Raw genomic sequence first — 18954 nt, forward strand, 5'->3', positions numbered from 1 at the left:
TGAACGTTTGGGAGGTGTGCGGATGGTCCTGGCTACCGGGTACGACGTTGTCGTCGTGGGGGCGGGGATCGTCGGCGCTGCCTGCGCTGAGGCGCTCGCCGCGGCCGGGGTGCGGGTCCTGGTGGTGGATCGCGGCGGCGTGGCGGGCGGGACCACCGCTGCCGGCGAGGGCAACGTGCTGGTCTCCGACAAGGAGCCGGGCCCGGAACTCGACCTAGCGATCGCGTCCCGCCGCGAGTGGCCCGCGGTACTGAAGCGCCTGCCTGAGCGGGTTGCCGATGTGGAGTGGGAACCCAAGGGCGGCCTGGTGGTCGCTACCACCGATCCCGCGCCGCTGGAGGCGTTCGCCGAGGTGCAACGATCCGCTGGGGTCGATGCCCGCGTGATCACTCCCGCCGAGGCTTTCGAGCTCGAACCTCTGCTGACTCGCGCGGTGACGACCGCCGCCTACTACCCCGATGATGCTCAGCTCCAACCGGTACTCGCGGCCACGGCCTTGCTGGCCGCAGTACGGGCGCGTGGGAGAGAGGTACGCGCCGGCGTCAACGCTCTGGCCGTACGCCGATCCGACGCCGGGCGGGTGACCGGCCTCGAGACGGACGCGGGCGTGGTCCCGTGTGGCGCAGTGGTGAATGCGTGTGGGCCGTGGGCCGGGGCGTTCAGTGAAGCGGCCGGTGGCCCGATCCAGGTACTGCCGCGCCGCGGGATGATCCTGGTGACAGCACCGCTGCCGGTCTGCGTGCGGCACAAGGTGTACGACGCGGACTACGTCGGGGCGGTCGGTAGTGGCGAGGCGGATCTCCAGACCTCGACCGTGGTGGAGTCCACCCGCGGAGGCACGGTGCTGATCGGGTCGAGCCGGGAGCGGATCGGGTTCGACGACGCTGTGCGCGTGAAGGTACTGCGGGAACTCGCGCGCAAGGCGGTCGGGCTGTTCCCGTTCCTCGCCGGCGTGCCGGTGATGCGGGCCTACGGCGGCTTCCGTCCTTACGCGCCTGACCACCTGCCCGTGATCGGCGCCGATCCACGGATCGAAGGACTCTGGCACGCAACCGGTCATGAAGGCGCGGGCATCGGCCTGGCGGCATCCACAGGTCGCCTGATCACCGAACTCTTCCTCGGTCTCGCGCCGCACGTCGACCCCAACCCGTTCCGCATCGACCGACCAGCGTTGTTGCCGGCATGGGTGGTCTCATGAGCCCGTACTTGCGTTCAGTTGAAGGAGATCCGTCGCAACCGCGGCCCGGTACTCCGGTCCGCATCGTCGTCGACGGTGAGTCCCTCGAAGCGCGCCCGGGTCAGACGGTCGCCGCCGCATTGATGGCGAGCGGACGCGACTCGTGGCGGACCACCCGAGGTGCGGAGCGCCCTCGCGGAGTCTTCTGCGGAATCGGCGCCTGCTTCGACTGCCTGGTCGTCGTCAACGGAACCCCCGACGTCCGCGCCTGCCAACGAACCATCAGTTCCGGCGATACCGTCACCACCCAACACGGCGCCGTCCTTCCGACAACCTCCGCCGAAGCAGCCGGTACTACGACGTCGACCGCCGCAGCTGCCGAGGCCAAGGCGGAGACCAACCTCGTAGTAGTGGTCGGTGGTGGCCCGGCCGGGGTGGGAGCAGCGCTGGCGGCGGCGGACGCTGGAGTCGAAGTCCTGCTGGTCGATGCCGGACAGGCAATTGGTGGGCAGTTCCATCGGCAGTTGCCCGTGGAGTTCAAAGCGCGCAGACCCGAGCGGTTGCAGCACGGGTGGGGCGAGTTCTCAAGGCAGCGGGACCGGATCGCCAACCACAGCAGGATCACCCACCTCACCGAGACCTCGGTCTGGGCGATCGAGCGAGACGCGCAGTCCCGGGAAGAGGCCGCGCACAAACGGAAGACCACGCGGCTGTGGTTGCAGCAAGGTCCGGCGGATGCGGTCGGACGACACGTCTGGTCGGTCGACGCCGAGGCAGTCGTGCTGGCGACCGGGGCGTACGACCGCGTGCTCCCCTTCCCCGGTTGGGACCTTCCGGGCGTCTACAGCGCCGGAGCCGCTCAGGCATTGGCGAAAGGCCAGCGCATCGCGGTCGGCAAACGCGTCCTCGTCGCAGGAACAGGCCCGTTCCTCCTGCCGGTCGCCGAGTCCCTCGTCGGCGTCGGCGCCGAGGTGGTCGCCCTCCTGGAGGCAAACCGCCCATCGACGGTCCTGAAGGGCTGGCGCACCGACCCACTGGTTGCCCCCAGCAAGCTAACCGAAGCACTCGGGTACGGCGCACTCCTCGCCCGCCACCGCATCCCGCTGAAACACGGCAGAACCGTCATCGCCGCCCACGGCCGGGACCGGGTGGAGTGCGTCACCACCGCCAAACTCGACCACGACTGGAACCCCATCAGGGGAACCGAGCAGCAGATCGAGGTCGACGCCGTCTGCCTGGGCTTCGGGTTCACCGCCCAACTGGAACTGGCGATCTCGGCCCGCTGCGACCTCGGCGCCGGACCCGACGGTGGACCGGCAGTCATCGTCGACGACAACCAGCAGACCAGCACACCAGGAGTGTTCGCCGCCGGCGAGCTCACCGGCATCGGCGGAGCCGCACTCGCCGCAGCAGAAGGCGAAGTAGCCGGCGCCGCAGCCGCCCGCTCCTTACAAGCGACCAGCCGACCGCCCAGCAAGAAGGTAGTTACCAAGGCAAGACGATTCGCCGCCGCTCTGGCGAAGGCATATCCGGTCAAACCCGGCTGGCAGACCTGGAGCGACGACACCACTCTCGTCTGCCGTTGCGAGGAGGTCACCCGAGCCGACCTGCAGGAAGCGGTCACCCAACGGGAAGCGACAGGCAGAAGCCTCAAGCTGACCTGCCGGGTCGGCCTCGGCCTCTGCCAGGGACGTGTCTGCGCCCGCACCGTGGCAGACCTCGCCACGCACGACGACGCAGTACCAGCAAGACAAACAAGCAGTGATTTCAAGAGGCCGGTGGGGCAGCCCGTGCGGCTCGGAGACCTAGCAGCAGCAGAGATTCAGGAGGACTTGTGAGCGAGAAACTGGACGGCGTGATCGTCGCCACCGCCCTGCCGTACGCCGAGGACGCAGCCGCGCCGGCCGGGTTGCGGCCCGACTTCGACCGGTACGCCGAGCACTGCCGCTGGTTGATCGACAGCGGCTGCCGGGGCGTCGGCCCGAACGGGTCGCTGGGGGAGTACTCGTCCCTCACCGACGAGGAGCGCCGCAAGGTGGCGCAGACCGCGATCGAGGCGGTCGGCGACGACGGGATCGTCGTGGTCGGCGTGCACAGCGCCGGTGCGCACCAGGCGCGCTCGTGGGCCGAGAAGGCGGCGGAGGACGGCGCGGACGGCGTACTGTGCCTGCCGCCGACCATGTACCGCGCGAACCGTGGCGAGGTGATCCACCACTACACCGAGGTCGCCAAGGCCGGGCTGCCGGTGATGGTCTACAACAACCCGCACGACACCAAGGTCGACCTGACTCCGGACATTCTCGCGGAGCTGGCCGAGATCGAGAACATCGTCGCGGTGAAGGAGTTCTCCGGCGATGTCCGGCGCATCCTCGAGATCCGCGAGTCAGCGCCGACCCTCACGGTGGTCGCGGGTGCCGACGACCTGACGCTGGAGGCGCTGCTGATGGGTGCGACCGGCTGGTTCGCGGGATTCCCCAACGTCTTCCCGGCCGAGTCCGTCCGCCTCTTCAACCTGGCGCTCGAAGGTAATCTGCAAGAAGCAAGGGCGCTCTACGAGCCGCTGGTCGCCGCGTTCCGGTGGGACTCGCGGGTCGAGTTCGTCCAGGCGATCAAGTACGGCATGGACTACGTCGGCCGGTACGGCGGCCCCTGCCGCCCGCCGCGTGGACCGCTCGTGCCGGAGCACCTCGCCCAACTGGAGCAGGACATGAAGAAGGCAGTGGAGTCGTTGAGATGAGGTCGATCCGCACCCTGAGCGCCATCGACTCGCACACCGAGGGGATGCCGACGCGCGTCATCACCGGCGGCGTCGGCGTCATCCCCGGTACGACGATGGCCGAGCGGCGCGAGTACTTCCTCGAGCACGACGACGACCTCAGGCTGTTCCTGATGAACGAGCCGCGCGGGCACTCCGCGATGAGCGGCGCGATCCTGCAGCCGCCGACCCGGCCGGACGCCGACTGGGGTGTGCTCTACATCGAGGTCTCGGGGTGCCTGCCGATGTGCGGGCACGGCACGATCGGCGTCGCCACCGTGCTGGTCGAGTCCGGCATGGTCGAGGTGACCGAGCCGCTGACCCGGGTGCGGCTGGACACCCCGGCCGGTCTGGTCGTCGCGGAGGTTGCCGTCAGCAACGGCCGGGCGGAGCACGTGACGATCCAGAACGTGCCCGCGTACTCGCACGCCCTGGACGCGACGGTGAAGGTCGACGGCCTCGGCGAGCTCACCTACGACCTGGCGTACGGCGGCAACTACTACGCGATCCTGCCGCTGGAGCAGCTCGGCATCCCGTTCGACCGGTCCGAGAAGGACCGGATTCTCCAGGCCGGCCTGGACATCATGGACGCCATCAACGCCACCGACCGCCCGGTGCATCCGCTCGATCCGAGTATCCACTCCTGCAAGCACGTGCAGTTCACCGCGCCCGGACGGGACGGCAGCCACTCGCGCAACGCGATGGCGATCCACCCCGGCTGGTTCGACCGGTCCCCCTGTGGCACCGGCACCTGCGCGCGGATGGCCCAGTTGCACGCCCGCGGTGAGCTCGGGCTCCACGAGGACTTCGTCAACGAGTCCTTCATCGGCACCCGCTTCACCGGCCGCCTGCTCTCGGAGACCACTGTCGGCGACCACCAGGGCGTCGTACCGACCGTCACCGGCAGGGCCTGGATCACCGGCATGGGCCAGTACCTGCTCGATCCCGACGACCCCTTCCCGACCGGTTTCGTGCTCTGACGGCCGACGCCCCTGGACCTCGCTGCTCCCGCGACCTTGTGCACCAGATTCCCAGTCCTCCCGCGGCAAGGTGCTCAGGCGGTGCACAAGGTCGCCGTTCGGCGCCCGGCGACTGGCGCGGCTGCGGTCAGGAGCTGGTGGGCGTGCCGTAGCCGCCGCCGCCGGGTGTTTCGATGACGAACACCTCCCCGGCGGATACAGCAACGGAGTCGCAGCCGGACATCTCCCTCACGGATCCGTCCACCTGCTCGATCCACTGGCGGCCAAGGCCGCCGGGCAGACCGCCAGCCATCCCGTAGGGCGGGACCCGGCGGTGACTGGCAAGCGTGGTGACCGTCATCGGTTCGAGGAATCGGATCCGGCGACGGCCACCGTCGCCGCCATCCCACCGGCCGGCGCCGCCGCTGCCTTCGCGGATCTCATAGCTCTCCAGCCGTACCGGATAGCGCCACTCCAGGACCTCCGGATCGGTGAGCCGGGAGTTCGTCATGTGAGTCTGCACCACGTCGGCACCGGCGAAGCCAGGGCCTGCGCCGGCACCGCTGCCCACGGTTTCGTAGTACTGGTGCCGGTCGTTGCCGAACGTCACGTTGTTCATGGTCCCGGAGCCCTCGGCCTGGACGCCGAGCACGGCGTACAAGGCGCCGGTGACCGCTTGCGAGACCTCGACGTTGCCGGCGGCAACCGCCGCGGGATAATCCGGTGACAGCATCGAGCCCGGCGAGATGATCACTCGCAGCGGCTCCAGACAGCCCGAGTTCAGCGGGATCTCGTCGTCCACCAGGGTGCGGAAGACGTACAGCACGGCGGCCATCACCACCGACGACGGCGCGTTGCCGTTGCCGGCCTGCTGTGCGGAGGTGCCGGTGAAGTCGATCTCCGCCGTCCGGGCGTCGGCGTTCACCCGCACGGCCACCTCGATCCGCGCGCCGGAGTCGAGTTCATAGCTGTAGCTGCCGTCGCGGAGCGTGGGGATGACCCGCTGGACGGCCTCGGCGGCGTTGCGGCGTACATGCTCCATGTAGGCCGAGACGACATCCAGGCCGAAGTGGTCGACCATCGCCAGCAGCTCCTCGATGCCCTTCTCGTTGGCTGCCACCTGGGCGCGCAGATCGGCGACGTTCGTGGTGGGGTTGCGGGACGGGTACGTCGCGGCGGAGAGCAGATCGACCGTCTCGCGCTCCCGCAGTTCACCGCCGGAGACCAGCAGCCAGTTGTCGATCAGGACTCCTTCGTCCTCGATGCGGGTGCTGTTCGCCGGCATCGAACCAGGCGTGATCCCACCGATCTCCGCGTGGTGACCGCGGGAGGCGACGTAGAACAGGATGTCCTGTCCGGCTCGGTCGAAGACCGGTGTCACGACGGTGATGTCGGGCAGGTGAGTGCCGCCGCGATAGGGATTGTTGAGCATGTACGTGTCGCCGGGCGCCATCCGGCCGGCGTTCCCGGCGATCACCATCTTGATGCTCTCGCCCATCGAGCCGAGGTGTACCGGGATGTGCGGTGCGTTCGCAATCAGGTTGCCTCCTGCATCGAACAGCGCGCAGGAGAAGTCCAGCCGCTCCTTGATGTTCACCGACTGCGAGGTGCTCTGCAGCCGCACCCCCATCTGCTCGGCGATCGACATGAACAGATTGTTGAAGATCTCCAGCATCACCGGGTCGACCGCGGTCCCGATCCGCTGCTGGACCGGTCGCGCCGCCACGCGGCTGAGCAGCAGGTGGCCGAGGTCGTCGACACCGGCTCGCCAGCCGGGTTCGACAACTGTCGTCGCGTTGGCCTCGGCGATGATCGCCGGTCCGTCCACCCGGTCGCCGGGTCCGATGTCGTCGCGCTGGTAGACGTCGACATCGGCCCAGGCGCCGCCGGCCGAGAACATCGGCACCCGCGCTACCGCTCGCAGCTCGCCGCGCTGTCGCTGCGGACGGATCCAGGTCTCTTCGCCGGTCCCGGCAGCGCCCAGTAGCTCGAGCGACACCGCCTCGACGACGATCTGCTTGCCGGGCATCAGGAAGGAGAACCGCCGACGGTAGGTGGCCTCGAACTCCGCAACCATCGCGTCCACCTCGCCGATGGACACGGCGACCGCGGTGTCGGTGCCCTCGTAGCGCAGCAGCGCCCGGCGGACCGCGGTGATCCGGCCGGCCGGGATGCCTTCGCGCTCGAGCTCGCGCCCGGCGTCCTCCTGGAGCTCGTCGAGGATCTGCGTGAGCTCGGGAAGGACAGCTCCGCTCAGCGTCGACTCGACCGCCCGCTCGCGCAGTGCGGCGACGTCGGCCACCCCCATGCCGTAGGCCGAGAGCACTCCGGCGAGCGGGTGGATCAGCACCTGCGTCATGCCCAGCGCATCGGCCACCGCGCACGCGTGCTGGCCACCCGCCCCGCCGAACGTGGCCAGCACGTACCGGGTGACGTCGTACCCGCGTTGCACCGAGATCTTCTTGATCGCGTTGGCCATGTTGGCGACGGCGATGTCGGCGAAGCCGGCGGCGACCTCTTCCGGGCTACGCCCATCCGCGATCACCTCGGCCAGGTCCGAGAACATCTGCCGGACGACTCCACTGTCGAGCCGCTGGTCGCCGTGCTCGCCGAAGACGGCCGGGAAGAAGTCCGGCTGAACCCGGCCGAGCATCACGTTCGCATCGGTGACCGTGAGCGGGCCTCCCCTGCGGTACGACGCCGGGCCCGGATCCGCGCCGGCCGAGCCCGGACCGACCCGGTAGCGGCTCCCGTCGAAGCTCAGGATCGATCCGCCGCCGGCGGCTACGGTGTTGATGCTCATCATCGGCGCCCGCATCCGGACTCCGGCCACCAGCGTCTCGAGCTCCCGCTCGAACTCGCCTGCGTAGTGCGACACATCGGTGGAGGTGCCGCCCATGTCGAAGCCGATCACCCGGTCGAATCCAGCCGCCGTGCTGGTCCGGGCCATCCCGACGACGCCGCCGGCGGGCCCGGACAGGATCGCGTCCTTGCCCCGGAACGCATGCGCCTGCGTGAGCCCGCCGTTGGACTGCATGAACATCAGCCGGACGCCGTCCAACTCGGTCGCCACTTCGTCGACGTACCGCCGGAGGATCGGTGACAGATAGGCGTCCACGACGGTCGTGTCGCCCCTGGAGACCAGCTTCATCAACGGGCTGCACTCGTGCGACGTCGAGACCTGGGTGAAGCCGATCCGCCGCGCGATATCGCCGATCGTCGCCTCGTGCCGGGAGTAGCGGTAGCCGTGCATACACACCACGGCCACCGACCGCAGGCCGCCGTCGTACGCCCGCCGCAGGTCCTGGGTCACGGCCCGTTCGTCGAGCGGGACGAGGACCTTACCGTCCGCGGACACCCGCTCGTTCGCCTCGATCACCTGCGAGTAGACGAGCTCCGGCAGCACGATCTGGCGGGCGAAGATCTTCGGGCGGTTCTGGTAGGCGATCCGCAGCGCGTCCCGGAAACCCTTGGTGATGACGAGCAGGGTGGGTTCGCCGGTACGCTCGAGCAGCGCGTTGGTGGCCACGGTGGTGCCCATCTTGACCACCTCGATCCGCTCGGCCGGGATCCGGTCGCCGGCGGGGACCTCGAGCAGTCGGCGGATACCCTCGACGGCTGCGTCCTGATAGCGCCCGGCGTTCTCGGACAGCAGCTTGTGCGCCACCAGAGTCCCGTCGGGACGCCGCGCGACGATGTCGGTGAAGGTGCCGCCACGGTCGATCCAGAACTCCCACTTCCGCGCCATCCGGTCCCGCCTCTCTCCAGTCGCTGCCATGCCACCCACACAAGCACACCGATGCCGTCCAGCAGCAACAGTCCGTGCCGCTGCTGGACGTCGCGAAGCCAGACATCGGGGAGCAGGCGGAGTTCGAACCGGGAGCTGTGCCGGTGTATTGGGCTTGCGGAGTGACGCCTCAAGCTGCGTTGATGGCTTCTAGGCCCCCGTTCGCGATCACTCATGCCCCCGGGCACATGTTCGTGACCGACGTGCCGGACAGTGCCTATCGCCAATTCTGACGACGCTTCTTTGGGGGAGCAGATGAGTGAAGACCGGACCGAGGAACAGCGGAAGTCGTACCGGCCGATCGATGCGGCCGGGTTCCGTGAGTCGATCGCGCGGGGCTGGGGGCCGGTGGATCGATCGGTCCAAGTGCCGGCGGGGTTGGCCGAGGCGGCGGCCGAGCACCGGCAGAAGCTGAGCGCCGCGCTGCCGGGACGCCGGATCGCGGTGGCGGCCGGCCGGTCGCCGGTGCGGTCGAACGACACCGACTACCTCTTCCGGGCCGACAGCGACTTCGTCTGGCTGACCGGCTGCCAGGCCGAGGGCTCGGTGCTGGTGATCTCCGCCGCCGGCGACGCGACGCTGTACCTGCGCGAGACGGCCGGCCCGACCGAGGTCGACTTCTTCGCGAACGCCCGCGACGGCGAGCTGTGGATCGGGCCGGTGCCGGGCCTGAAGGACTGGTCCGAGGCGTTGCAAGTGCCGTGCCGCCCGATCGAGGAACTTCCGGCCGCGGTCCGTGGCGCGGTGCCGTGGATGATGACCACGCACGGCGTGGAGCCGCTGCTCGACGCGTTGGTCGATGGCCGGCCGTCGGATACCCAGGAATTGCGGCAGACGCTCGCCGAGCTGCGCAGGCTCAAGGACGGCTGGGAGCTCGACCAGCTGCGCGACGCGGTCGCCGCGAGCGTGCTGGCCTTCGCCGACGTCGCCCGGGAGCTCCCCGAGGCCGTCCGCGGCGGCGGTGAACGCTGGCTGCAGGGCACCTTCGACCGCCGCGCCCGTACTGCGGGCAACGGTCCGGGGTACGCGTCGATCGTTGCTGCGGGCAACCACGCGCCGGTGCTGCACTGGGTCCGGAACGACGGCGCCGTCCGCGAGGGCGACGTGATCCTGCTGGACGCGGGCGTGGAGACGCGCACGCTGTACACGGCCGACGTGACCCGGACCTTCCCGGTGACCGGGGAGTTCACCCCGGCCCAGCGGCAGGTGTACGACCTGGTGCACACGGCACAGCTCGCCGCCCTGGACGCGGTCCGCCCAGGTGCGCCGTACCGGGCCTTCCAGTACGAGGCGATGCGGGTGCTGGTGGAGGGGCTGCGCGACTGGGGCGTGATCGACGTGTCCCTCGACGAGGCGCTAGGGGCGGACGGGCAGCAGCACCGCAGGTACGTCGTCTGCGGTCTCGGGCACTACATCGGGCTCGACGTGCACGACTGCGACTCGGCCCGCCCCGAGACGTACTTCGCCGCCGACCTGGCAGCGGGCATGGCCCTGGCCGTCGAACCGGGCCTCTACTTCCACCCGAACGACGAGACCATCCCGCCGGAGCTCCGCGGCATCGGCATCCGCATCGAGGACAACGTGGTCGTCCACTCCGACCGCCTGGAGATCCTCACCGAGGCGCTGCCGATCACCCCGGACGGCCTGGAGCAGTGGGTCCAGGCCCATCTCCCAGAGTGACCTCGCAAATGCGTCCCGGGTGTGCTCGCGGAGCGTGGTCGTCGACACTGAGCGTGGTGAAGCAATCACTCAGAAAAATATCGTCACAACCAGTAACGCCGGGCGGGTCCGCCACGATGTAGCGAGCGGGGGAGGGTCAATCTCGGCCCGGCGCGTGGCAGTGGGGGGCCGCGACCACGCGCCGGCCGAGCTGGCCCCGACTGGGACCCGGGGGGGATCCCAGGGATCTGTTGCACGGGGGGAAAGTCCGATGAACCTGCGAGTGCGGGTGGTTCACTGTGCCTGCGGCGGTGACCACCACTGGTACGCCGACATCGACGACACGGACGACCTGCAGCCCGACGATCCTTACTGGTTCGTCGACCGCTGCTCGTCGCAGTCCGCGGCGCTCGAAAAGGCCTGTGCCGAACTCCTCGACCTGTCGGCCCGCGCGTATGGGGGCGCCGCGCTGACCAGGGTCCAGGAAGCCGACCTGGTCCACGTCTGAACCGCAAGTGAGGTCCGGGCGGACCGAGACCCCCTCTCCCTGCTGGCGAGGGGGCCTCGGTTCTTTTCCCGGTGCCGGGGATCACTCGCGGGTCAGCCTGACGCGTCGCCCGAACCTCAGGCCGGCGGGATCGCGGGGCAGGAGTCGCCGCGCGCTGGCAGCCGGAGCGAGACCAGGTAGCTGTCCACGGGACGTTCCATGCAAGGGCTGGTCGTGTAGCTGCCGTGTCCCCAGCCTTCGTAGCTGAGCAGGACGCCCTGCCGGCCGAGCTGGCGCGCCACGTCGGTTGCCCAGTTGTAGCCGGCGGCCGGATCGTGGATCGAGTTGATCAGCAGCAGCGGGGTCTGCAGGCCGCGGACCTTCAGCCGGTGCTGCGGGTTGTCCACCCGGGTCGGTGAGCCGAGGCAACTGGCGATCGCGAGCAGCGCACCGGGATACTTCATCTCGGGGTAGTCCCTGGCCAGTCGCTTCAGCTGAGCGGAGTACTGCGAATAGCTGCTCACCGGCAGGCTCCAGTCCTGGCAGAACACCGCGAACGTGTTCGACTCGAGCCCGGTGGGCGTGGGCGGTGACACGACGACCGGCGGCTTGCTCTCGTCGAGCTGCTTCAGTAGTCCGGCGAGCGCCGGCCATTGCGGGTCGTAGAGCTGGCGGAAGGCCAGGAAGCTCAGCATGAACGGCGGCAGGGCCGTGTTCGGCACCTTCGGGTTCGGCAGCTCACCGAGGTCAGCTCGCGCCAGCAGGCTCGCCCACAGAGCAGGGATGTCCCGCCCGTGCAGGACGCAGTCGGTGTTGGCGTCACACCACTTCACGAACTCGTCGAAGGAGTCCTGGGCGGTCGACGCCTGGGTGTCGAGGAACGCGCTGGTGCCCAGGCTGTGGTCGACCACGCTCTCCAGCACGATCGCCCGGACCCGGCTGGGATACGTCTCGGCGTACAGCTCCCCGAGCAGGGTGCCGTAAGAGCTGCCGTGGAACGTCAGCTTCGACTCGCCGAGAGCCGCCCGGATCGCGTCCAGGTCGTGCACGATCTGCAGGCTGTCGATGTGGTCGTACACCGGCCCGGTGTTGGCCCGGCAGTCCTTGGAGAGCTTCCGGTTGTACCGCAGCGTCTGGTCGAACTCCGCTTGCGACCGGATGATCGGCGACGGCTGCTGAGCCAGCAGGGCCGCAGAGCACTTCACCGGGTTGCTGCGCGCGATCCCTCGCGGGTCGAAGCTGACGATGTCGAACCGGTCCTGCAGGTTCGTGCTGAACCTGCTCATCCCGGTCCGGATCCGCTCGACCCCGGAGTCGCCCGGCCCACCCGGTCCGAACACCAGGGAGCCCACCCGGTGGCCCGGATCCTTCGCGGGCCGGCGGGCGAGGGCCAGTCCGAAGGTCGGGCCGTGTGGATGGTTCCAGTCGACCGGGACCTGCAGGGTGGTGCACTGCGAGCCCTCGAGCAGCTCCTTGTCCTCCTCGGTGTCGCCTGCCTCCGGCAGACAGTCCGACCACCGCAAACCTTGTGCTGTTGTCTCCGGTACTGCGGTCGCGGTGGCGGGCGTCGGCGCGAAGGTGACGCCGGCCAGCGCGGTCGCCAGCACCGCACCTCCTGCGACGGTCCTTCGAAGTCTGAGATTCACAGGTCTTCCTTCTCGTTGGGGAACGACCTGATCCTCGGCAATCGCATTCCCACGCACATCGGGATTGACCCCGGACCGATCCCCCGACCGGCTTCGGGGACTTGTTAGGGTCACAGACCTGATGACTGAGACGACTCCAGCCGCGAGCCCCGCCAACCCCGCCATCGACTCCGCCGATGTGACCGCGGCCGGCACCGGATCGAAGTACGCCAGGTGGTTCCGGGTGGTGGCGATCGCCGAGGCGGTCTCGTGGACCGGGCTGCTGATCGGCATGCTGTTCAAGTACGTGCTGTCGGACAACGAGGTCGGCGTGAAGATCTTCGGGCCGATCCACGGCACCATCTTCATCGCCTACGTGATCACGGTCGCAGTCGTCCGCAAGCCGCTGCGCTGGACCTGGCTCACCACGCTGGTCGCCCTGGCCGCGAGCATCCCGCCGCTGTTCACCTGGTTCTTCGAGCTCTGGGCCCAGCGCACCGGCCGCCTGCGCTAACGACGACCGCAACGCCTGCAGGGCTTGCGAGTCCGCAGGTAGTAGGCGTAGGTCGCGACGGCCAGGCCCACACCCCAGACGAAGTAGGCCGGTACTGCCACCCAGAAGAAGCTCTGCGGCAGGTCGATGCCGTCGAACGCGACCTTGCCCTGCAGGGTTTCGGCGGTCATTTGCAGCAGGCCGACACCGAAGTACGCCGTGATGCCCGCGCCCAGGCCGGCACCCGGCAGCAGCAACATCCACCGCGGGAACACCTTGCCGAGCCGGTAGACCAGCAGTAGCGGCAGTGCGATCCCGGCGAGCAGGAAGCCGCCTTCGAAGATCAGCATCGAGAGACCGGCGGCATGGGGCGTTGTGTCGAAGCCGACGACAGCCTGGGCCGCCAAGCGGAGCAAGCAACCCCCGACCGCTATCCACGCTGCTGCCACCGCCCACCTCGGTGTGGAGGTCAGTGACTGCCTGCGGCCGCTGCACCCGAAGCAGGTCGGGTCCAGCTGGCGTTGCCGAGCCAGAGCCGTTCCCGCCAGCAATGCCGCGCCAGCGAGTGCACCGATCCGGCTGAGCATCCCCGCCAGGTCCCAGGGGATCCCCAGCCCCGGCAGCAGGCCACCGACCACGTCCAGCAGAGCCAAGGCGGACACGGCGACCCACCCCGCGGCCGCCGCCCACAGCAGCCCGATCACCAGCCGGTACCGCGGCCAGGTGGTCGCCGCGACCACCAGAGCCGCGCTGACCAGGCAGGCAGCCACCGACGGCCAGTCGGGGATCAGCAGGTCGCCACCCGGGAACTTCCACTCCGGCGCGTGCCCGGTGGCGAACCAGACTCGCACGAGGCCGTAGGCGGTTGCCCAGCCGAGGGCCAGCCGGGGGACCCAGCTCATCCACGCCGGGGGTACCCGCGCCACGTCCGGATTACGCGCGGTCGTTGTCATGGCCTCAGCCTCGCCGCGGGTGGCCGGGGCCGCATCCATCGCGAGAGGGAACCGCCTCCATCGCCGGATTGACGGGCGTGGCGACAGCGCCGTACCGTCCAGGCGACAACTGCAGGCAACTGCCGACAACTACACAGCAGCCGCATGAACCCGTGCGGGAGAGACCCGGGCTCGAACCGGGCGCCGTAGGAGCAACTCTCCCCAAGAATCTCTCAGGCACCTTCACCGCACGGGCGAGGCACCTCTGAAGGACAGCAGTCCGACAGAGCGGGGAGGCAAACCAATCGGTCAATGACGACCGGAAGGAACCTCCGCACATGGCGATCAGTGTTTTCGATCTGTTCAGCATCGGGATCGGCCCGTCGAGCTCCCACACCGTGGGGCCGATGCGAGCCGCCCGCACCTTCGCTCTCGGCCTGGCCGGCGACGGTCTGCTGGAGCGTACGACGGCCGTCGAGTCCCAGTTGTTCGGCTCGCTCGGCGCGACCGGTCACGGACACGGCAGCAACAAGGCGGTCATCCTCGGCCTCGAGGGGGAGGACCCCGAGGCGGTCGACACCCGCTCGGTCGACAGCCGGGTCGCCGCGATCCGGGAGGCCGGCAGGCTGCGGCTCGCGGGGCGGCACGAGATCGCCTTCGACGAGAACACCCAGCTCGTCATGCACCGGCGCAAGGCGCTGCCGTACCACCCGAACGGGATGACGTTCGTCGCCCGCGCGGCCGACGGTTCCTGTCTGCGCGAGCGGACGTACTACTCGGTCGGCGGCGGGTTCGTGGTCGACGAGAACGCCGCGGCCGGGGACCGGATCGTGCAGGACCGGACACCGCTCAAGTACCCGTTCCTGTCCGGCGCCGAGCTGCTCGACCGGTGCCGCGAGTCGCAGCTGCCGATCAGCGAGGTGATGCTCGCGAACGAGCTGGCCTGGCGGACCGAGCCGGACATCCGGGCCGGCCTGCTGCACATCTGGCAGGTGATGCAGGACTGCGTCGACGAAGGCTGTGAGACCGAGGGCACCCTGCCGGGTGGCCTGAAGGTGCCGCGCCGGGCACACGCGCTGCACCACAAGCTGAGCAGCGACAAGTGGTCGGTGGACCCGCTGAAGGTGATGGACTGGGTCAACCTGTTCGCGCTCGCGGTGAACGAGCAGAACGCCTCCGGCGGCCGGATCGTCACCGCGCCGACGAACGGTGCCGCGGGCATCATTCCCGCGGTGCTGCACTACTACCGCCGGTTCGTGCCCGGCGCGACCGAGGACGGCGTCGTCCAGTTCCTGCTCGCGGCCGCGGCGATCGGCGTGCTCTACCTGGAGAACGCGTCGATCTCCGGTGCCGAGGTCGGCTGCCAGGGCGAGGTCGGCTCGGCCTGCTCGATGGCCGCGGCCGGACTGTGCGAGGTGCTGGGCGGTACTCCGGAGCAGGTCGAGAACGCCGCCGAGATCGGGATGGAGCACAACCTCGGGCTGACCTGCGACCCGGTCGGCGGCCTGGTCCAGATCCCGTGCATCGAGCGCAACGCGATGGCGGCGGTGAAGGCGATCAACGCGGCCCGGATGGCGATGCACGGCGACGGCGTGCACGTGGTCACCCTGGACAAGGTGATCAAGACGATGCGCGAGACCGGCGCCGACATGAAGGTCAAGTACAAGGAGACCTCGCGCGGCGGCCTCGCCGTCAACGTCATCGAGTGCTGACGGTCAGCGGGTGGTCGCCGCCACCGCTGCCGGGTCCTCGACGTGGGCGTTGTGGCCAAGGCCGGGCAGGGTGACGACCCGATCGTGCAGCGCCGCTAGCTCGGCGTCCGTGTTCATCGGGTCGAGCTCACCACGTGCCAGCACCACGTCCGCCTGGCTGTCGGCGATCAACCTCGCCATCTCCGGGGCACCCACCCCGAACGCCCGCGGATCCAAAGCCAGTCGCCACGTCTCACCTTCGCGCACCAAGCCGTGGTCCACCGCGTCACTGGCCGGATCGACGAGTCCCTGGAGCCCCGAGACCTTGAGGTACCGCGCGGCCGCCTCGTCCCGGGTCTCGAACCAGGCCACCGGCTTCGTCGCCAGTGCCGCCGCCCGCGCGAGGTCCTCCTCGGACCACACAACCTTGACGCCGAGCGCGATCACCCGATCCACCTGGACGTCGTACCGGCCGCTGGCGAGCTCGAGGGCGAGCACCCCGCCGAGGGAGTGCCCCAGCACCGTGAGACCCCGACGTACCGGCAGGCTCTCGGCGACGGCCGCCGCCATCGACCCGAAGCTGTACTCCGGCAGTGGTGCGGCCGAGCCGTGGCCCGGCAGGTCTGGGGCGAACCACTGGTCAGATGAGGGCCAGCCGTCCCAGACCCGGACGGTGGCGCCGAGTCCGTGCAGCAGGAGTCCGCTAGTCATGGGAGCAGGCTGGCACAGGATCGTGCGGTCTGCCCGTCCACCAGCGAGCCGATGCTGACTCCCTGTGCAGGGTTGGTCGCAGTCAGGTCATCTTGCTGCCTGATATCGCGTCGTGATGGTGAAAGTAGTTCCAGGACTATTTGAAACGGCTGGTCAACCGCTACTCTCCCGGACTTGTGAAGCCGTTCTCTGAGGAAGAACAGGCAGAACGACGCAGGTTCGGGCGTAAGCGTGGGGGGCTTCGCCGGATCGCCGTTCTCGTCGCCGCCCCTGCGGGCGTCTATGCCGTCCTGGTGTCCGTCAGCCTGCTGGGTGGGCCGCGCCTCGGCGCGCCGCTGATCCCGCTGCCGGGCGGTGGTGTGGACGCGACCAGTCCGATCGCCGGCCCCCAGCCGAGTCGTCTGCCCGCCAAGAACTTCCCGTCCATCCCGCCCGAGGTCTCCAACCCAACCGTGCCGCCGGCCGTCCTGCCGACGGTCGCGCCGTCGACGACCGGACCATCGACCGGCTCGGCCGACGGCCGCTCGACCACCGGCCGGTCGGCGGATGACCCGTCGACCTCCGGCCGATGGAACGAGCGCTCCGTCGCAAACTCGTGGCCCCCCGGCTCGGCCGACCGGCCCGCGGAACCCCAGGTCCCCGGCAGTTCGACGACCAACCCCGCCGAACATCCCGACCCGTCCATCCCGCCGGCCACCAAGACCCCGCCGCCCCCGCCTCCGACGACCGACCCGCCGCTACCCCCGGACACCCCGAGCAACCCACCGGGCAACCCCGAGGAGCCCGACCAGCCGTCCCTGACCGATGCCCTACTCGGCCTGCTCGACAAGATCCTGTAGCGCTACCGATCCTGTCGCGCCTGCCGATCCTGAAGCACTACCAGGGGACGACGCCGATCAGGCTGAGGTACTGGCCGGTGGGGCCTTCGGGCGTGAGGGTTGCGAGGCGGACGATGATCTCGGCGCCTTGTTCGACGGTCTGGGGACCGGTGTGGGCGTTGAGGTCGGTGGCTGTGTAGCCGGGGTCGACCGCGTTGATGCGCAGGTGCGGGAACTGGTGCGCGTACTGTGCGGTGATCATGTTCAACGCGGACTTGGATGCGGCGTACGCCGGCGCCGAGATCCAGCCCGGCACGGCTGCCGTACGGGTCTGGGGATCGGTCGCGGCGGCGACCGAGCCGAGGCCGCTGCTGACGTTGACGATCACGCCGGTGCTACTTGCCTCTAGCAAGGGCAGGAAGGCGTGCAGGACCCGCACGGGTCCGAACACATTGGTGTCGAAGACTGCCTGGTAGTCGTCCCCGGTCAGCTCCGCCGCGGACATGGCCGGACCGGCGATCCCGGCGTTGTTGACGAGAACGTCGAGTCCGCCGGCTTCGTCGGCGATCAGCTTCGCCGCTGCCTCCACCGACTCTTCGTTCGTGACATCGAGCTGGACCGCTCGGCCGCCCAGCTCGTCAGCCGCCTGGCGGCCGCGTTCGAGGTCGCGGGCGCCGAGGTAGACGGTGTGGCCGGCGGCGATCAGTTGTCGGGCGGCCTCGTAGCCGAGGCCCTTGTTGGCTCCGGTGATCAGTGTTGTGGTCATGTCCTCAGGCTGCTTGCTGCTCGCGGAGGCAGACAGAGCACCGCATGTCCTGGGGACTGGCAGTACCAGGCTCGTTTGGGTAGCGGCGGACATACTGGCGAGGTGGGAGAACTTGGAAGGACGCTGCACGCCTGGCGAGATCGTGTGACGCCGGTCGAGGCCGGCCTGCCCAAGGGGGACAGGCGGCGAGCCCCCGGACTCCGGCGCGAGGAGCTGGCGCAACTGGCCGGTCTCTCCGTCGACTACGTGATCCGGCTCGAACAAGGCAGGTCGTCCGCGCCCTCGGTCCAGGTGCTCACCGCACTGGCCCGGGCGCTCCGGCTGAATGATGCCGAGCGCAACCATCTGTTCGTGCTCGCGGGTCAGGTCGAGCCGACGCCCGGCCGCGTCTCGGCGTACATCCCGCCTGGTGTGCAGCGGCTGGTCGACCAGCTGGAAGGTGCGCCGCTCAGCGTGTGCGACGCGGCGTGGACGATGATCAGCTGGAATCCCCTCTGGACAGCGCTCATCGGTGATCCGTCGGGACTGCGGGGCCGGCACCGCAACATCATCTGGCGGCACTTCTCCGCGGCTTCGCAGGACGGCGAGGTCGGCGGGTTCGGCCGGGTCGTCCAGACGCCCGAGCAGGCGGAGCACTTCATGGACGCGATGGTGACCGACCTGCGCGCCGCGGCCGCGCGCTATCCGAAGGACCCGGACCTGCGAGCCCTGATCGACGAGCTCCGGGCCGGCAGTGAGCTGTTCGCGCGGCTGTGGGAAGAACCAGTCATCGCCTTCCATGGATCCGAGCGCAAGACGGTGAACCACCCGGAGCTGGGCGCGATCACCCTCGACTGCGATGTCCTCACCGTCCCGGGCAGCGACCTGCGCATCGTCGTCTACACCGCGGCGCCCGGCTCCGACGCGGCCGAGAAACTCCGCCTGCTGTCGGTCGTCGGCCTGCAATCGATGACGTAATTCAGGCGCTCACGAGTATCGAGTCCGGGCAATTCCGTAAATGTGGCGAGGGCAGTGGCTGACGGCAACAACAGCGGCTGTTATGACGCACGGCGCCGGCTGATCGCCTGGTGGTGATGGTGTTCCTCGCGTGGGCG

At 69.4% G+C, this 18954-nt stretch carries 16 protein-coding genes and 1 riboswitch; of the genes, 11 read left to right on the top strand and 5 right to left on the bottom strand.

Features of this window, described 5'->3' with window-relative positions; genetic code table 11:
• Positions 1-22 precede the first annotated feature (22 nt).
• The 4 genes from EV644_RS18330 to EV644_RS18345 are packed head-to-tail and all read left to right on the top strand — an operon-like array spanning position 23 to position 4912.
• Positions 23-1198: an NAD(P)/FAD-dependent oxidoreductase gene (locus EV644_RS18330; RefSeq protein ID WP_132189513.1), complete on the top strand. Its 1176-nt coding sequence runs from the start codon at positions 23-25 to the stop codon at positions 1196-1198.
• Positions 1195-3015 carry an FAD-dependent oxidoreductase gene (locus tag EV644_RS18335; protein WP_132189514.1) on the top strand — a complete coding sequence of 607 codons (1821 nt, stop codon included), beginning with the start codon at positions 1195-1197 and terminating at the stop codon, positions 3013-3015. The genes EV644_RS18330 and EV644_RS18335 overlap by 4 nt, the downstream gene beginning before the upstream one ends.
• The gene (locus tag EV644_RS18340; protein WP_132189515.1) at positions 3012-3914 is read left to right on the top strand and encodes a dihydrodipicolinate synthase family protein; all 903 of its coding nucleotides are present in this window, start codon (positions 3012-3014) and stop codon (positions 3912-3914) included. The genes EV644_RS18335 and EV644_RS18340 overlap by 4 nt, the downstream gene beginning before the upstream one ends.
• Positions 3911-4912 carry a proline racemase family protein gene (locus EV644_RS18345; protein WP_132189516.1) on the top strand — a complete coding sequence of 334 codons (1002 nt, stop codon included), beginning with the start codon at positions 3911-3913 and terminating at the stop codon, positions 4910-4912. Before EV644_RS18340 ends, EV644_RS18345 begins: the two co-directional genes overlap by 4 nt.
• 127 nt (positions 4913-5039) lie before the next feature.
• Here the strand turns inward: EV644_RS18345 and EV644_RS18350 are convergent, their stop codons facing one another.
• The gene (locus tag EV644_RS18350) at positions 5040-8669 is read right to left on the bottom strand and encodes a hydantoinase B/oxoprolinase family protein (RefSeq protein ID WP_241998336.1); all 3630 of its coding nucleotides are present in this window, start codon (positions 8667-8669) and stop codon (positions 5040-5042) included.
• A 44-nt stretch (positions 8670-8713) separates the two neighbouring features.
• On the opposite strand from EV644_RS18350, the gene EV644_RS18355 reads away from it, so the two are divergent.
• The 3 genes from EV644_RS18355 to EV644_RS18365 all read left to right on the top strand — a co-directional run bounded on the left by EV644_RS18355 (position 8714) and on the right by EV644_RS18365 (position 10845).
• A complete protein-coding gene (locus EV644_RS18355; RefSeq protein ID WP_241998337.1) occupies positions 8714-8911 on the top strand; it encodes a D-glutamate cyclase family protein in 198 nt (65 codons plus the stop codon).
• 22 nt (positions 8912-8933) lie between these two features.
• Positions 8934-10358, top strand: a complete 1425-nt coding sequence (locus EV644_RS18360) for an aminopeptidase P family protein (protein ID WP_132189517.1) — start codon at positions 8934-8936, stop codon at positions 10356-10358.
• Positions 10359-10608: 250 nt separating this feature from the next.
• Positions 10609-10845 carry a hypothetical protein gene (locus EV644_RS18365; protein WP_132189518.1) on the top strand — a complete coding sequence of 79 codons (237 nt, stop codon included), beginning with the start codon at positions 10609-10611 and terminating at the stop codon, positions 10843-10845.
• A 116-nt stretch (positions 10846-10961) separates the two neighbouring features.
• Here EV644_RS18365 and EV644_RS18370 read toward each other — a convergent pair whose 3' ends face one another.
• Entirely contained in the window at positions 10962-12431 is a 1470-nt protein-coding gene (locus EV644_RS18370) for an alpha/beta hydrolase (RefSeq protein WP_241998339.1), read from the bottom strand.
• Between the two features lie 160 nt (positions 12432-12591).
• On the opposite strand from EV644_RS18370, the gene EV644_RS18375 reads away from it, so the two are divergent.
• Positions 12592-12963 (top strand): DUF3817 domain-containing protein, encoded by a 372-nt coding sequence (locus EV644_RS18375; protein WP_132189520.1) that lies wholly within the window; start codon positions 12592-12594, stop codon positions 12961-12963.
• Here the strand turns inward: EV644_RS18375 and EV644_RS18380 are convergent.
• Entirely contained in the window at positions 12960-13895 is a 936-nt protein-coding gene (locus tag EV644_RS18380) for a hypothetical protein (protein ID WP_132189521.1), read from the bottom strand. The two genes, EV644_RS18375 and EV644_RS18380, sit on opposite strands and share 4 nt — an antisense overlap.
• Before the next feature lie 145 nt (positions 13896-14040).
• A riboswitch (glycine riboswitch) is annotated at positions 14041-14133 on the top strand.
• 79 nt (positions 14134-14212) lie between these two features.
• Between EV644_RS18380 and EV644_RS18385 the strand changes: the two genes are divergently transcribed.
• Positions 14213-15586, top strand: coding sequence for an L-serine ammonia-lyase (locus EV644_RS18385; protein WP_132189522.1), 1374 nt, complete (start codon positions 14213-14215; stop codon positions 15584-15586).
• Positions 15587-15589: 3 nt separating this feature from the next.
• Here EV644_RS18385 and EV644_RS18390 read toward each other — a convergent pair whose 3' ends face one another.
• On the bottom strand, positions 15590-16276 hold the full coding sequence (locus EV644_RS18390) for an alpha/beta fold hydrolase (protein ID WP_132189523.1): 687 nt from the start codon (positions 16274-16276) through the stop codon (positions 15590-15592).
• Between the two features lie 176 nt (positions 16277-16452).
• Here EV644_RS18390 and EV644_RS18395 point away from each other — a divergent pair, with 176 nt between their 5' ends.
• Positions 16453-17115: a hypothetical protein gene (locus EV644_RS18395; RefSeq protein WP_132189524.1), complete on the top strand. Its 663-nt coding sequence runs from the start codon at positions 16453-16455 to the stop codon at positions 17113-17115.
• Positions 17116-17152: 37 nt separating this feature from the next.
• Here EV644_RS18395 and EV644_RS18400 read toward each other — a convergent pair whose 3' ends face one another.
• Positions 17153-17860 (bottom strand): SDR family oxidoreductase, encoded by a 708-nt coding sequence (locus EV644_RS18400; protein WP_132189525.1) that lies wholly within the window; start codon positions 17858-17860, stop codon positions 17153-17155.
• 102 nt (positions 17861-17962) lie between these two features.
• Here EV644_RS18400 and EV644_RS18405 point away from each other — a divergent pair, with 102 nt between their 5' ends.
• Positions 17963-18817, top strand: a complete 855-nt coding sequence (locus EV644_RS18405) for a helix-turn-helix transcriptional regulator (RefSeq protein WP_132189526.1) — start codon at positions 17963-17965, stop codon at positions 18815-18817.
• The last annotated feature ends 137 nt before the right edge of the window (positions 18818-18954 follow it).

Origin of the sequence: Kribbella orskensis, assembly GCF_004342085.1 — a bacterium.
In the GTDB taxonomy this organism is placed as follows: domain Bacteria; phylum Actinomycetota; class Actinomycetes; order Propionibacteriales; family Kribbellaceae; genus Kribbella; species Kribbella orskensis.